Genomic DNA, 14,728 nt, shown 5'->3' with positions numbered 1-14,728 from the left:
TCATTCCTCTCTCGCAAAATGATTAAGCAAGATGCTCTGCTCTAATAAATTCGCCATGACCCGCCTTGCCGGTAACCGCTCCCGCTTCATACACAAGCGTTCCCCTTACGAGCGTGTGCGTCACTTTTCCTTGCATACTCATGCCGTTATAAGCACTCCAGCCAGCACTCGATTGAAGCTCACGCTCATCTAGCGTCCAAGCTGCAGCAGGATCGATAATCGCGATATCGGCATCGTAACCTTCAGTTAATCTGCCTTTGCGATGACCAAGCCCAAATACGTCAGCAGGCCTTTGACTGATCAGCCTGACCATGTCGGTAAGCGCTAATTTTCCTTTCGCCACTCCCTCGCTGTAAATAATCGGAAGCAAATGCTCTACTCCGGGAGCACCTGAAGCATTATTAAAAATATCCGCGTCTGATTTACGCCCAATTAGCCACGGAGCATGATCGGAAGTAATCATATCGATCGATCCGGTTTTCAATAAGTCCCATAAATCCTCTTTATCTTTCTTCGTGCGAAGCGGTGGATTGATTTTACCTTTCGCCTGCAAACGCGGCATATCTTCTTCACTTAGCGTCAAATAGTGGGTACAGGTTTCCGCAGTGACTCTCGCTCCGATTGAACGGAAATAGTCCACCAGCTGAAAAATACGCGGATACGTACAATGATATAAATGCAGTTTGACTCCTGTCTCATAAGCAAGCTCCATAGCGGTCAGCGCTGCTGCTGATTCACTTACTTTCGGCCTGCTCCAGCCATGCGAACGTGGATCTGCGCCTTGGGAGCGATATTTATCAATATATCTGCGGACGATCTCATCGTTTTCCGCATGCACGCCAACCGGACAACCTGTTTCAGCAATAACCGCAAACGAATCAAGCAATTGTCCGTCATCTATTCGCGGAAAGCGGAAGGAATCCGTATTAAACATCGATACTTTAAAGCCGCATGCACCGGCCTCGGCAAGCTGGCGGATATGGTCATAACCGTCTTGCTTATGAATCGTAACAAGCATCGCCATATCAACTATGGATTGCTGTTCCAGCTGTTGTTTTTTTTCCTCAAAAGCAGGAAGCGTACAGATCATCCCCGTCGCATCATAAGGCATTTCAATAATCGTCGTTACGCCTCCGGCAGCTGCAGCTGCACTCGCTGTGTAAAACCCTTCGTCAAGCGAGCTGTAACAATGGACATGAGCGTCGACTGCACCAGGCAGCACATAGCTGCCTTCGGCATTAATCTTTTCTGTTGCGGTAGCCATGTCCGTGTCGTCTCTATCACCAATACGAACAATTTTACCGTCCTTGATTCCAACTGCGGAATGGTATGCGACGCCCCCTGGAAGTACGAGATTTCCATAAATGACGAGATCATAGCTGTTATTCACCATTTGCTCCTCCTTCCAATTGAATGCCACTGCGAATAAGCTCATACATAGCAGAAATATCTGGGGTTAGCGGACGATCTTCCGTCAACATAGGCACTGCACTGCGAATTTGCGAATAAACAGCGGCCGAGCCTCTGCCTAATTCAGATTGTATACCGCGTAAATCAATGGCTTGGGCTGCATGCAGCGCTTCCATCCCTATAATGTAGGTTAAGCGATCGATGATGTCTTCGAGCTTACGAATGACGAGCGGTGTATTGTTTGCATGATCCTCCATGTCGCCTGCCAGCGATAAATAATCAGCAGATACCGGATTAGAGAGCAAGCGGATTTCCGCATCAAGGGAGGTGTATGTTTTTTGAAGCGTTCCGAAAGCGATAGACTCTGGATTTGGTGCTAGAAACCTCTCCAGACCGGTAAAGGATGGCGTTCCGAGCTTAAGTGATCTGTAGCAGCTTATTTTGGATACATGACTTAGCGCTATCGCAACCATCTCAAACGCCACGGTCCATGAGGTCACGTCAAAGTTTGAGGAGGGCACTACTCTTCTTTCATCTATTAATACACAAGGATTATCATCAGAACCGTTTAATTGAATGAGCAGCAGCCTTGTCGCATAAGCAAGCGCATCACGAGCTGCGCCATGTACATGGCAAGCACTGCGAAAGCTGAGCGGATCTTGAATTTTATCGTTTTTACTTGACTGCTGCAGCGTTCCGCCTTGCAAATAACTTCTCACATTTGCCGCGCTTGCTGCAGCTCCCTCGAATGGCCTTACCTCAAATAACGCCGGATCAAGCGGATTCATGCATCCCCGAAGCGCTTCAAGCGACAATGCAAAAATAGCATCTGCCGTACCGAGCAGCTTTAAAGCCGCTGCTGCTGCCAGTGCACCAGTGCCCGCGGACAGCGCATTGGAGCTTACAATTGCCAGTGCATCCTTTGGCCCCAGCTTCACAGGAGTAATCCCCGCAGCTTGAAAAGCCGTTTCCGCGCTCATCATCTGGCCTTTGTAATTCACATTTCCTTCTCCCATCATCGTTAAGCCGATATGAGACAAAACCGAGATGTCGCCTGCGCCAACAGATCCTCGAAGCGGAATGATCGGATGGATAGCTGCATTAAGCAAATCCTGATACATGAGTACGACCGCAGGCTGCACACCTGTACAACCAATAAGCAATGAATTCAGCCTGGCAACGAGCACGGCCCGCACCTGCTGCTCAGAAGCAGCAGGCGCAATAGCCGCCGAATGGGAATAAATAAGATTGCGGTTAAACTGTTCATACATCTCCGTTGTAATGGTTCGATCTTTATTAAGACCTACGCCGCGGTTTAGCCCATAGATCGGAATGCCTTCGGCGGCAAGCTCATGAATGAGAACATGAGCCTCCTCTACTCGCTTTAATGCATGCTGTGAGCACTCCACGCGATAACCTTCCAATGCAATTTGCTCAAGCTCGCGAATCGTGAGCGCATTGCCATCAAGCGTAACCACCCGTTCGGACGACTGTGTATCCTCCAAACCGATACCATCTATAACTTCATTCATAACAGGCACCTTCTTAGTAGATATCGATAAATTAGAATGATCGTGCTAGACGATACCCTTCAAGCCATATTCAGCAAGCGGTATGCCAAGCGCCTTTTCCACCTCTGGATATACGGTAGGGTCTTTCACGCTGGAACTTAGAGGCACAAATTGCTTATCGATTGCAAACAATGCGATCTCCATGCCTTCCTTCACGCCGCCTACGCTGATCGGCAAACCTGTTGCTGCTTCAAAGGTCGTAATGACATCCGGATAAGTAGTAAGTCGCTTGCCGTCTGCATCATCCACAGCCATATATTCATTCATGACATGCATCGTCAGTTGACCGCCTGATCCATCCGTCATAGTAATGGTGCCAATATCGAAAGCGCCTGAATAATGAACGTCCTTTTTCAATACGACACCGCGACCGATGATCTGTCCATTTGTTTTGCTGCAAACCGTTTCCATAATCGCTTCCGCGCCATTCGGCTCAGCCTCGATCATCGCATAACCTAGATCAAGCGCTAACGAAATGCCGCCAATCGCTGCATGCTCCTTCACATAAGATGCTGGAATCGGATGGCGAGCAGAAGCGATAAATCCTCCCGACATGTCTGCTGCTGTCCGCAAAATGTTCGATGTCTTAGCTGGCGTGCCTTTTACAACGAGCTCCAAATAAGAACCCGTATCTCTGCGTCCGCCAACAACGACCTGAATCGTTTCATAATCGGTGCGGGAAGCAAGGCCCATCGAACCCATCTTGCCTGTTGGATGCGCACGAATATCACCAGTCGCATCAACGACAACCAGACCGAGCGCCGCAGCTGGAAGCCAGCCATTAATGGTGCTCGACATGCCGTTTTGCGGTGTCATAACCCCCACAACCTTGCCGTCATAGTTGTCCATCAGCAGTTGAACAGCCTTAATATAATCAATGCCCCACATTTCCCAGTCATTGCCTGCTGGTGCGCCAATCGCCGTCGCTGTCACAATAATGGCATCATCAGGCAGCTCATCAACCGAAACCAGCTTTGGTCTAGCAATGCCTACTGCTGCTCCGCCAATCTCAAGACCATGATCAACCCAGCCCCCGCCTCCGGATGCGAATACTGCCCCTCCTCTTACTGCTGCTTTTACATCCTCTATCGTTAATTCACGCATCATGCATTCTCCTTCCGGTTCGTATCAATTCGACGTATTCCCTTTTTGCTTACTTCATCCAGCGCTTCCTCATAACCAGCGTCAGCATATCGCAGTACGCCAAGGCCTGTATCGTTGTCTAGCGTCGTTTTTAATCGAAGCTCTGCATCGGATGTGCCATCTGCAACGAGCGTGACACCCGCGCTTGTCATATATCCGCTGTAGCCGCCGCCGCCGGAGTGTATCGCTACAAGATCAGCCATCGATGAACAGTTAATCATCGCATTAAGCAGCGGCCAATCCGATATTGCATCGCTGCCATCCTTCATGTTCTCCGTCATAATATTCGGGTGAGCCATCGCTCCCGCATCGAGGTGATCACGCGAGAAGGCAATGGGACCGCTCAGCTCGCCAGCTTGAACCATGGCGTTAACCGCTAGTGCCAGCTTCGTCCGATCGCCATGACCGAACCAGCCAATGCGCGCAGGCAAACCCTCGACCGGAACATACTGATTCGCTAAGCGAATCCAGTTGACTACAACCTCGTTATCGCTGAAATGCTCCAAAATATATTGATCAATCTTGCGAATATCACTAACCTCACCGCTCAAAGCGACCCAGCGGAACGGCCCAATCGCACGAGAAAACAACGGTCTTAGAAACGCTTCGGTAAACACAGGAATATCAAAAGCATTTGTAACTCCATTTTGTACAGCCTGCGAACGAATATTGTTGCCATTGTCAAAAACGACTGCACCTCTGCGCTGAAACTCCAGCATCGCCTCAACTTCTAATGCGATTGAAGCTCTTGCATCCGATTGAAGCTGATCCGGTTTTGTTCTGCGCAGCTCAGCAACCTTATCTAAACTGTAGCCTGAAGGGATATAACCGTACATGAGATCATGCGCCGACGTTTGATCGGTTACAACGTCAGGCTGAATGCCTCTGCGTATCAGCTCAGGATAAATATCGGCTGCGTTGCCAAGAAGACCGACTGACAAGCTCTCCTTATTCGCACAAGCTGCTTGAATCCATTCCAAAGCCTCATCCAAGCTTGCCGTTTTTTTCTGCAAATAACCGACCTCGATACGTTTGTCGATTCTAGCCTCGGACACTTCTACGCATAAAATAACGGCACCCGCCATCGTTCCTGCAAGCGGCTGTGCGCCGCCCATTCCTCCGAGACCGGCTGTCAAAATAAACTTCCCAGTCAGATTGCCGTCGTAATGCATTCTAGCTATCGATTGAAAAATCTCATAGGTTCCTTGGATGACTCCTTGTGAACCGATATATTGCCAAGCTGCCGCGGTCAAACCGCCCCAAACGATTAATCCCTGCTCTTGATATTTATAGAAATTGTCGCTCGTTGCCCATTTGCCAACAATGTTGCAATTCGCCATTACAACAATTGGAGCGTACTTATGCGTTCTCATAATGCCGATAGGCTTGCCTGATTGAATGACCAGCGTCTCATCTTCCTCTAATGATTTGAGGGTGCTGACAATTGCATGATAGGAGTCCCAATTACGCGCTGCTTTCGCGAGGGCAGCATAGACAGTAAGCTCTTGTTGGTTTTCGCCATTTTCAAGAACATTCTCAAGCATTCGCAGCAGCGCCTCCTGCCTCCAGCCTTTGCAACGCAGTTCAACGCCTCTGGCAGCTACAATTCGATCCATATCCGATTCTCCTTATTATCATTATTCAATAATTAGTTTCTATTAATCAATAAATTAACAAACGTTTCCTCTCTAGTCAATACAAAAAAACAAGTTTACGTCAGTTTAAGTAACGCACTAGGAATAAGATGCTTTATAAATATAAAGGTTACCTCATTTTTTGCAAAATAGAACCTGTAAACTAAACCCATCAATCGGTTTCGTATGTGGCTGAAAGTTTGCTGAAAGAACGAGTAAACAGATGCATCTTTTTCTAAAAAGACAGATAATAGAGGGGTAAGCTGCGAAAGGGGAATTTGAAATGGTGTCCTTCAAAGGGATTAAAATATTGCTTGTAGATGATGAACCAAATATCGTGCAATTTCTGGAGCTCGGGCTCATCAACGAAGGATTTGATATTCGATTCGCCTATGACGGGGAATCCGCTTTGCAGGAAGCGAGTACCTTTCAGCCCCATGTCGTCATCCTCGATGTGATGATGCCCCGGCTGAACGGATTTGAAGTATGCGAGGCATTAAGGGCTACAGGCGATAATATCGCTATTATTATGCTGACAGCAAAAGATGAGATTGAGGATCGTGTCAAAGGCTTAACCCTTGGAGCTGACGACTATTTGGTGAAGCCCTTCAGCTTCAGCGAGCTGCTTGCCCGCATAGGTGCAAGACTGCGGAATCAGTTTCCTAATTTGCTTGGTGAAGCTGTGTATGGACCGTTCCGGCTCGATGACCGCCGCAAAGAACTCATTTATATGGAACAGGTTCTTGAGCTGTCTCCTACCGAATATGAGCTGCTAAGGTTTATCATTCTAAATCATGGTGTCGTGCTTAGTAAATCGCTCATTTTAGATAAGGTATGGGGATATCAATTCGGTGGAGAAGAAAATATTGTCGAGGTGTATATCCGCTCGCTTCGCGACAAATTGGACGACAAGGAGCATCGCCTCATTCGAACACTCCGCGGGGCCGGCTATCGGATGGATCTGCCATGACGCGTATTAAAACGTCAGACGTCACTCGTTTCTTTGCTCCACGTTCACTAAAATATCAGTTATTATATCGGTCGCTGCTTATACTAGCGGCTTTGTTTCTGTTAATTGGCGTGCTTCAATACTTCATTATGAAGGACTTTATTTTTCAAAATAAAGCCGATGCCTTAAATGCACAAATCATGTCGATGCCCATGGATTGGTTTATGGATGGGAAAGATACGAATAACCGACCTGAAACGAGCAATCAGGGTGATCCCGCTAATCCGGCTGAACGGCCCCAGCGTGATCGACGCGACTCGCCCATGTTCTATCAACCGGGCTTGTCTATCGTCCTTATTGATCCAAACGGTGTCACGGCTGACGTATCGAAGGATAATAACCTTAACGCCCCGCTTCTATCAACGGATGAATATGAGCAAATTAGAAATCAGCTTAAAGCGCATAAGCAAATTGGTTATAAAATCTTGAACAATGCCGAAGGCATCGAGCAGCTAGTCGTCTTCCGTATGGCTGGACCGCCAGGCAGAGCCGAAGGCCTCATTCAAGTGAGCACCGAAACCGATTCACTCAAGCAGCTGCTCATGACACAGCTTGCCATATTCGCTGGCTTATCTGTACTTGCACTTGCAGCAGGGCTCGCGCTTTATTTGCCGCTGCTTCGGCGTACGCTTCGTCCTTTATCTCGCGTCGTTGTGGCAGCGCAGCAAACCGATGCAGGCAGCTTAACGAAACGAATTCCCGCCAGCCAAGGACAAGAGGAAATCGATCGTTTATCCGATGCATTTAACGGGATGCTTGAGCGACTCGATCATTCCTTCGAGGCGGAACGGAAAACAACTGAAAAAATGCGGCGTTTCGTAGCGGACGCCTCCCATGAGCTGCGGACGCCGCTTACTTCGATTCACGGATTTCTAGAAGTGCTGCTGCGCGGAGCGGCCTCGAATCCGGATCAACTCGCGCGCGCGCTTAACAGCATGTTTCTTGAATCCAATCGTATCAACAAGCTGGTCGAGGATTTACTCGTGCTGGCGAAGCTTGATCAAGACCCGCAGCTGCAGCTGGCCGAAACAAAGCTGGATGCGCTTCTGCTCGAGATGGAGCCGCAATTACAATTGATTGCTGGCAATCGCACAGTAGCGCTGCTTCTCACTCCTCATGTGAGCGGTCAGTTCCATGCGGATAAGCTGAAACAGGTGGTGCTCAATTTATTTTTCAACGCGGTGCAGCATACCGATTCGGAGACTGGCGTGATCAGCATCACGCTTGCCACATACAATACTCAAGCTGAAATACTCGTTGCCGACAATGGAACAGGGATTGAGGCCGTGCATCTGCCTCATTTGTTTGAACGCTTTTATCGAAACGAATCATCCAGAACGCGAAAGAAGGGCGGCGCAGGTCTCGGGCTTGCCATTACGAAATCGATTGTAGATGCTCATAGAGGTACAATTGCAGTAGACAGCTTGCCCGGAGCAGGAACAACCTTCCGCATTTTGCTCCCAACCACCCCGCTCCAGCCGATTGATATGCAAGATTAACTTAGAAAAAAACAGGAAGAGGCAGTCTCAAAAGTAGATTTTCTACTTTTGAGACTGCCTCTTCTTCATGATTTATTATTTATTCCGCAGACTGCATCTCTGCTAATGCCCGCTGAGCTAATCCGTTTAAAGTAATGTCATCCATCGGCGGATTATGCAAGCCTGCGCGAACATCGCGGTACATCCGCTCCAGCGGAAGCGTGCGAGACAAGCTGCTTCCCCCCACTATTCTCATGGCAAGATCAACGATACGAACGGCTGAATTGGTCGCCACATATTTAGCGAGGCCCAGCTCTGGCTTTAATCCGCTCCGTCCCTCCGGTTCCCGGTCCCAGCGATCGGCGATGCTGTAGAGTAAGGTGCGAGCCGTTATTAGCTCCGCTTCCATTTCGCCAATTTGCCGCTGGATCGTTGGCAGTTCGGATATCGGGCCTGGCAAACTGTTAGGCCGATAGTTTTGGGCAAAGTGAATTGCAAAATCACGTGCCGCATGTGCAATGCCGATATAACAGGCAGGAATATGAAGCAGCGTTCCGCCATCGAAGGCCGTCCCGCCTTTACGATTAATTTCTGCGCCTTCAAGCGTACCGCTGTCTGGCACGAATACTTGATTCAACAGGAGGTCATGGCTCCCTGTTGCCCGCATGCCGAGTGTATCCCATGTTTCCTCAATACTTATGCCTGCACCCATTGGAATTAAAAACTCGCTTGCACGATTTTCTTCTTCCATCCATGCAGATATGGTGAAATAAGACACATCAGGACTAAGCGTGCTATAGGTCTTGCGCCCGTTAACAAGGAAACCTCCAGCCGTTCTTATCGCTGTAGTTTCCGGCTTGCCGCCTCTGCTTGGGCTTCCAGTTGCTCGCTCGCTTGCATAATGATTTATTGTGGCGCCTTTGCTTACAACCTCCTTGCAAAAGCTGGCGTATAAAGCTTCGGGCCATGGACGGCTTATCCGCATTTGCATTACCTGCCCCAGATGCCAGCCCGCGGCGAGCGCCGTTGAACCGTCACCGCGGGCCAAATGATCCTGCGCTAGTACAAATTCATACAATGACGCTTCATCCCCGCCATATTGCTTCGGCACAGTAAGCTTCAAATAACCGCACTCCCGCATATCGGCAAAGTTGTCATGTGGAAAAGAGCCTTCCCTATCATGCTTAGCTGATCTTCCTGCAAACTTGCTCGCCAGCTGATCCGCTGTCGCCGCGATTTCCGCTTCGCGCTCATTGCGAACGAACCGATCCTTTTCGATTTTCACCTGCATAAAGCTGTCCAGCCTCCTATCCACACTTTCATATCTGTATAGCAATCTTTCCTTTCAGTTTACACCCATCCTGCCAAAATAAAAATGAAAAAAGGATTAAATTGCTTATGTGATCTAAGCAACTAATCCTTTGTAGAGACGTCTATTACGATATACATGATATGGAGGGCTTTCAGATAAAAAAAACTACTATTGCATTATTAGCGCTAATGTTGTCTGCCAGTATATTTTCAGTTAATCACATTCATGCAGAAGCAGCAAATCAGCCATTCGTAATAGAGGGAAAAGTGGTTCAGGGACGCACTTTAGTTCCAGTACGCTATGTTGCTGCAGGGTTAGGGGCTGAGGTTAATTGGAACCAACAGTCCAAAACGGTAACCATTCTTAACGAAAAAACCGAGGTTATGCTCAAAATTAATTCAAATAAAGTGATGCAGAATGGTACTGAAATCACGATTGATGTTCCTGCTCAAATAACCAAAGGGGTTACATACGTCCCCATTCGCTTTATCTCACAGACCTTAGGCGGCACCATTAGTTGGGATGCCGAACGTAGATCAGCAGACGTTTCTTTAGGCGACAAACAAGTTAGAATTACTACAGAGTCTACTTTTAACTTGTCTACGATCCCGCAAGAACATATTAATACGCTGATCCAAAAAGCGAACGAAGCGACTAAGCTATCTTCCTATTCACAAATTAGAGCCCATTTTAAATCCAATTTTACTGGGACATTCATTAATAAAATCATCAAACAAAATGGATTAGAGTTCAACGTTCCATTCACAGGTACAGCATACAGTCATTCCGAAGGAAAGGAAGGATCTATTAATCAATATGAATCCCCCTTAAATGCTGGAGGCATGATTGTCGAGCGAAAAATCATCCTTAAACAAATTCAAAATACATGGATGGTCAACGATATTATTTTCTCAAGCTCGGCACCTTAAACAAGCATAAGCCCGCGATTTTGTTTAATAAAAAATTTCAATTACGTTTCATTACTCTTCAATCTGCTTTATAATCTTGGCGGGATTTCCACCTACAACTACGTTATCTGGCACATCCTTTGTAACGACAGCACCGGAAGCAACAACGACATTATTGCCGATGTTCACGCCAGGGTTTATAACGGCTCTCCCGCCTATCCATACATTATGGCCAATCGATACCGGTTTTCCGTATTCAACGCCAGATATTCTCTCCTTTGCATTCAAGGGGTGAGTTGCTGTGTAGATGTGTACTCCTGGTGCAAGAAAACAATTGTCGCCAATTCGAATTTCGCAAACGTCCAATAGTACACTATCAAAATTAGCATAAAAGTTTTCTCCAACATGAATGTTGTAGCCGTAATCACAACGGAAAGTGGGCTCGACATATAGACTTTTGCCTGTGGACCCGAACAATTCCTTTAGCAGCTCAGTTCTTTTGTTATCCTCTGTCTCCAATGTTTGATTAAATAACCTCGTAAGTCTGCGAGCGTTCATTCTATCCGCAACCAGCACAGCATCGGCAGCATTATAAAGCTCACCATTCAGCATTTTCTCTTTTTCTGTCTTCATTTGGTACCACTCCTGTTTGTTGTTTCAATTTTAAGCAGAAATACGGTTTGTCTGGTCACTACATTCGATTACTTTCTTGTTCCTGAAATCATGAGGCCTAAACCAAGCTTCTGTAATCCATACAAATAATCTTGTTTCCAGTCGCTCACAGTAAGCTCCGGCAAATGTTCTTTAGGAATATAAGCTGCGCTTCTTAATGTTATTTGGTCGGTTATTAGCTTATTTATTTCATCATTGGAAAAAATAATCGTGTGCGGGTTTATTGTAGCTGTAAATGAGGCTACCAACCGACTAATCGCATCAATCTTTTTCTCATCATGAACCAATGCAGTTTCTATGCTATCTTCGTTATTCAGGGCTTGTACAAAATTTCGGTCATCATACTGAGGAACAAAGGATATTTCTCCTGAGAAAAACGTACTGCCTCGCACGACATCACCATTTATCATAATGCCGGCACCAGGACCATTTTGACCCAAATACAAGTAGACCAAGGAACCCTTGTCTTTATTGTTTCGGTTGTCGTAGTACCCAAGGACAGCCGCATTCATATCATTCTCTACAACGACAGGTATGGATAAACGCTCCTCAAAATATCCTTTTAAATCAAAATCATGAAACTGCTCATAGCTTGGGATGAAAATAATTCGGCCATTATTGACAGAACCCGGCACACCTATAGCTACAGAGCTGATTTTGGGATGCTTTTCTATAATGCTTTCAAGTAAATGAGATAAGCTCAAAGCATCATCCATTAGCACACTTGAAGTACTGCCTTGTTCTTTCTCTTCGCCTAAACAATTAAAAATGGTATAATTAGTTTCTGTTTTTTCTAAAAATATAGCCAAACCGAGCATGAACTCGGGATTGTATGCGTATCTGTTTGCTCTTCTCCCGCCACTTGAATGATCGAGACCAACTAAAATGAGTTCCCCGTCCTTTTCCATTTGCGTGAGAAACTTACTAATGGTTGGGAAGCTTACTCCTAGCTTTTGACTTAGCTCAACCTTCGTGGCACTCCCATGCTCCAGAAGAGCCGCTCGAATGCTGCGTAAAATAACTTTTTTCCATTCTTTTGGAGTTGCAAATAGCTCATTTATGATGATCACCACCTCTGAGTGCTACACTTATTAAATTCATTTAATAAGTTACACCGATAATATCAGAATATCGTCTTGGATAAAAGTAATCTTCAGGAAAAAATAAGAGATGCTTAAAAAAGTTTTCATGTTCATTCTATAGAATAACACGTAAAGCAATTGTTCTGGTAATAGCCGCACTCAGACAAGAAAGGATGTAACGATGTATCAAGGAAAGCTGCGAAAAATGACTATTTTACTGTTGGTTTTATATACCGTATTAATCTTCTATTTCTTATATGTCGGATTCAACAGAGCTGCCTCTATTCATGACAGCGGCTTGCGATATAATCTAATACCCGAGAAGATCCATTTATTCCTCCCTATGCAGAGAGAGTTTTCATTTTCGCTTTTTGAGTTCGGCAACTTTGCAGCATTTATACCTTTCGGAATCATGATCCCGCTTCTGTTTCGTTCTCGTTTTCTGCGTTTCATACTGCTATTTATTGTATCGATTACCATGCTTGAGACGCTGCAGATGTTTTCCCGTTTAGGCTCCTTTGATATCAACGATATTATTATTAATACGTTAGGCGCTGCAGTAGGCTACTGCGCACAAAGGTTTGTTCGACATGAGCGTGATACATTCAAAGGCTTCTGCAAAATAATAATAACAGCATTTGTACTTGCGATTGTTGTCATTGGCAGTGTTGGAGGCATTAATAATTATTTAGATAAAGCAAGCAGCGAGGTTATCGCTTTAGATAAACTGCCATTAAAGGCTGGAACTGTTCTTTGGGATAAAAGTCTCTCCAGCTTTCCCGCAGCCAAAGAGAACGTTGAGCCGAAACTAAATATGTACAGCCGAAACAATACACGAACAAATGAGTTTACCTATCTTTTAGACGGCAAATATCACATGATAGCAGGCAATGTCGTGATATCAAAAGCCTTAATTCAAAGCAACAGCATTGGAAATATCGATCTCATTTTTATCGCAGACGGAACCGTAATCCATTCATATGGATGGGCTTCGGCTTTTCAGGAAGAGCTTCCTTCCGAGTTTTTTCAAATCCCCTTAAATGGAGCAAAGGAACTTACTATAAAATTTGTTAATCATACATCAGATCGAGATGTCCTGCTGTGGGACATTGCACTTCATAAAGTAAATACCGGACAAAAAATAATAAATGGAATCAAACGAAAACTAAAAACATTATTTTAAATGGAAAAAGCCGAATTTCTTAGCTTGCAAAGAAATCGGCTTTTTGTAATGTCACTTCATTTTTCAATCTGCAGCTCCGTGCTGAAGCACAAACTCATCCAGCTTTGCACCTTCCACGTCATAGGCTTGATAGGTTAAATAGTCGCCGTTTACCGTAATCCCTGCGAACATTTGCTTCTCATTCTGAAAATGAACCTTGTGATAAAACTTATCTTCCTTTTTCTCATTGAATTTTTGCCCTGCTGTATTGGTTACCACATATACAGTGCCCGCTCGGTTTTGCACCGCTTGATCACCGTCGCCTGTGATTTGACCATCACGAAGCGGATAGGATCTGGAGTACTCATGATTATGACCCTGCAGCACCAAATCAACCTCAAATTCGTCAAATAGCGCTGTCCAATCCTTTACCTTCTTATTCGTATTGCCTCCAAAAGGCCCTTGATGCAGAGCAACGATTTTCCATGGCTTATCCGTGCTCTCCAAATCTTTTTTCAGCCAGCTTGTTTGCTCCTTTATATTTGATTCCGAATTTAAAATAACAAAATGAACAGAACCATAATCAAACGAGTATGTCGTTACCGCATTCGATCCCTTCGCGCCACTCGCAGGTAAGTTGAAATGAGAAACAAATCGCTTGGCATCTCCATCCACTTCATCATGATTGCCCGTAACTGGCATAAATGGAACCTGTGTTACCCACTTGCCTGCTTTTGCGAAAAGCTCGGTCCAGGCTTGCTCATCGGTGGGCTCTTCTGTCAGATCACCATTATGAACGATAAAGGCAGAGGATGGGAAAAGGTTAAACGCCTGATCCAGCGTATTTCCCCACAGCTCAAAATCCTGCTCCGTCACGCCTTGCGAATCCGTTACGTTTATGAAAGTAAAAGCATCGCTTGCTTCAGCCTCCGTCCTAAATTGTGCAGCATCGCTCCATGCCTCTTTTTCTCCGCTGCCTACTCGGTACGTGTATGTGGTACCCGGCTTAAGGCCGGTTGCTTCTGCTTTATGAACACCCCGTAAAGTATCCTCACCTATGTCAATCGATGATGTCGTACCCTTAAAGGTCATTACAAGAGCCTCTTCCCAATCGTTAGGGGCGGCTCCTTCAATGATCTGAACAATTGAATCGGAGTGTGCATTCGTACTATGCCAAGTGAAGGCGCGGCTAGTTTTTGGATCTCCCTTGAACGTAGTCACAATCGCGGCTGGCTTCACCGACTTATTGGCCTTTAACCATTCCATGCCAATGGCTCCCACAACTAATAAGGCGCAGCATATGAGCAGTATCATCATGTCTTTTCGGATTTTTATCCTAGTCACACT

The 14,728-nt window shown here is 45.9% G+C and carries 12 protein-coding genes; 4 read left to right on the top strand and 8 right to left on the bottom strand.

Features of this window, described 5'->3' with window-relative positions; genetic code table 11:
• Positions 1 to 22: 22 nt before the first annotated feature.
• From AC1DM9_RS21570 to AC1DM9_RS21555, 4 genes are read right to left on the bottom strand one after another with little or no spacing between them, the layout of a single operon-like run.
• Positions 23 to 1,393, bottom strand: coding sequence for a dihydroorotase (locus AC1DM9_RS21570; protein ID WP_477582113.1), 1,371 nt, complete (start codon positions 1,391 to 1,393; stop codon positions 23 to 25).
• Positions 1,383 to 2,942 (bottom strand): HAL/PAL/TAL family ammonia-lyase, encoded by a 1,560-nt coding sequence (locus AC1DM9_RS21565; RefSeq protein ID WP_477582111.1) that lies wholly within the window; start codon positions 2,940 to 2,942, stop codon positions 1,383 to 1,385. Before AC1DM9_RS21565 ends, AC1DM9_RS21570 begins: the two co-directional genes overlap by 11 nt.
• Before the next feature lie 45 nt (positions 2,943 to 2,987).
• Positions 2,988 to 4,088: a DUF917 domain-containing protein gene (locus AC1DM9_RS21560; protein ID WP_477582110.1), complete on the bottom strand. Its 1,101-nt coding sequence runs from the start codon at positions 4,086 to 4,088 to the stop codon at positions 2,988 to 2,990.
• Positions 4,085 to 5,740, bottom strand: a complete 1,656-nt coding sequence (locus tag AC1DM9_RS21555; RefSeq protein ID WP_477582108.1) for a urocanate hydratase — start codon at positions 5,738 to 5,740, stop codon at positions 4,085 to 4,087. Before AC1DM9_RS21555 ends, AC1DM9_RS21560 begins: the two co-directional genes overlap by 4 nt.
• Positions 5,741 to 6,041: 301 nt before the next feature.
• On the opposite strand from AC1DM9_RS21555, the gene AC1DM9_RS21550 reads away from it, so the two are divergent.
• Together AC1DM9_RS21550 and AC1DM9_RS21545 are read left to right on the top strand one after the other, a co-directional pair.
• Positions 6,042 to 6,728 carry a response regulator transcription factor gene (locus AC1DM9_RS21550; RefSeq protein WP_477582106.1) on the top strand — a complete coding sequence of 229 codons (687 nt, stop codon included), beginning with the start codon at positions 6,042 to 6,044 and terminating at the stop codon, positions 6,726 to 6,728.
• Entirely contained in the window at positions 6,725 to 8,266 is a 1,542-nt protein-coding gene (locus AC1DM9_RS21545) for a sensor histidine kinase (protein ID WP_477582104.1), read from the top strand. Before AC1DM9_RS21550 ends, AC1DM9_RS21545 begins: the two co-directional genes overlap by 4 nt.
• Positions 8,267 to 8,345: 79 nt before the next feature.
• Here the strand turns inward: AC1DM9_RS21545 and AC1DM9_RS21540 are convergent, their stop codons facing one another.
• A complete protein-coding gene (locus AC1DM9_RS21540) occupies positions 8,346 to 9,536 on the bottom strand; it encodes an acyl-CoA dehydrogenase family protein (protein ID WP_477509304.1) in 1,191 nt (396 codons plus the stop codon).
• A 161-nt stretch (positions 9,537 to 9,697) separates the two neighbouring features.
• Between AC1DM9_RS21540 and AC1DM9_RS21535 the strand changes: the two genes are divergently transcribed.
• The gene (locus AC1DM9_RS21535; protein ID WP_477509305.1) at positions 9,698 to 10,486 is read left to right on the top strand and encodes a copper amine oxidase N-terminal domain-containing protein; all 789 of its coding nucleotides are present in this window, start codon (positions 9,698 to 9,700) and stop codon (positions 10,484 to 10,486) included.
• A gap of 51 nt (positions 10,487 to 10,537) precedes the next feature.
• On the opposite strand, the gene AC1DM9_RS21530 is transcribed toward AC1DM9_RS21535, so the two are convergent.
• Positions 10,538 to 11,098, bottom strand: coding sequence for a maltose acetyltransferase domain-containing protein (locus tag AC1DM9_RS21530; RefSeq protein WP_477582101.1), 561 nt, complete (start codon positions 11,096 to 11,098; stop codon positions 10,538 to 10,540).
• 68 nt (positions 11,099 to 11,166) lie between these two features.
• The gene (locus tag AC1DM9_RS21525) at positions 11,167 to 12,198 is read right to left on the bottom strand and encodes an ROK family transcriptional regulator (protein ID WP_477582320.1); all 1,032 of its coding nucleotides are present in this window, start codon (positions 12,196 to 12,198) and stop codon (positions 11,167 to 11,169) included.
• Between the two features lie 202 nt (positions 12,199 to 12,400).
• Here AC1DM9_RS21525 and AC1DM9_RS21520 point away from each other — a divergent pair, with 202 nt between their 5' ends.
• Complete coding sequence (locus tag AC1DM9_RS21520; protein ID WP_477582099.1) at positions 12,401 to 13,402, top strand: VanZ family protein; 1,002 nt, start codon at positions 12,401 to 12,403, stop codon at positions 13,400 to 13,402.
• A gap of 63 nt (positions 13,403 to 13,465) precedes the next feature.
• On the opposite strand, the gene AC1DM9_RS21515 is transcribed toward AC1DM9_RS21520, so the two are convergent.
• On the bottom strand, positions 13,466 to 14,647 hold the full coding sequence (locus AC1DM9_RS21515; protein WP_477582098.1) for a purple acid phosphatase family protein: 1,182 nt from the start codon (positions 14,645 to 14,647) through the stop codon (positions 13,466 to 13,468).
• Positions 14,648 to 14,728: the final 81 nt, after the last annotated feature.

The organism is Paenibacillus sp. 01T431, assembly GCF_056398625.1.
Note: the sequence above shows the minus strand (reverse complement) of the source record. Positions and strands in the feature narration are given on the sequence as shown.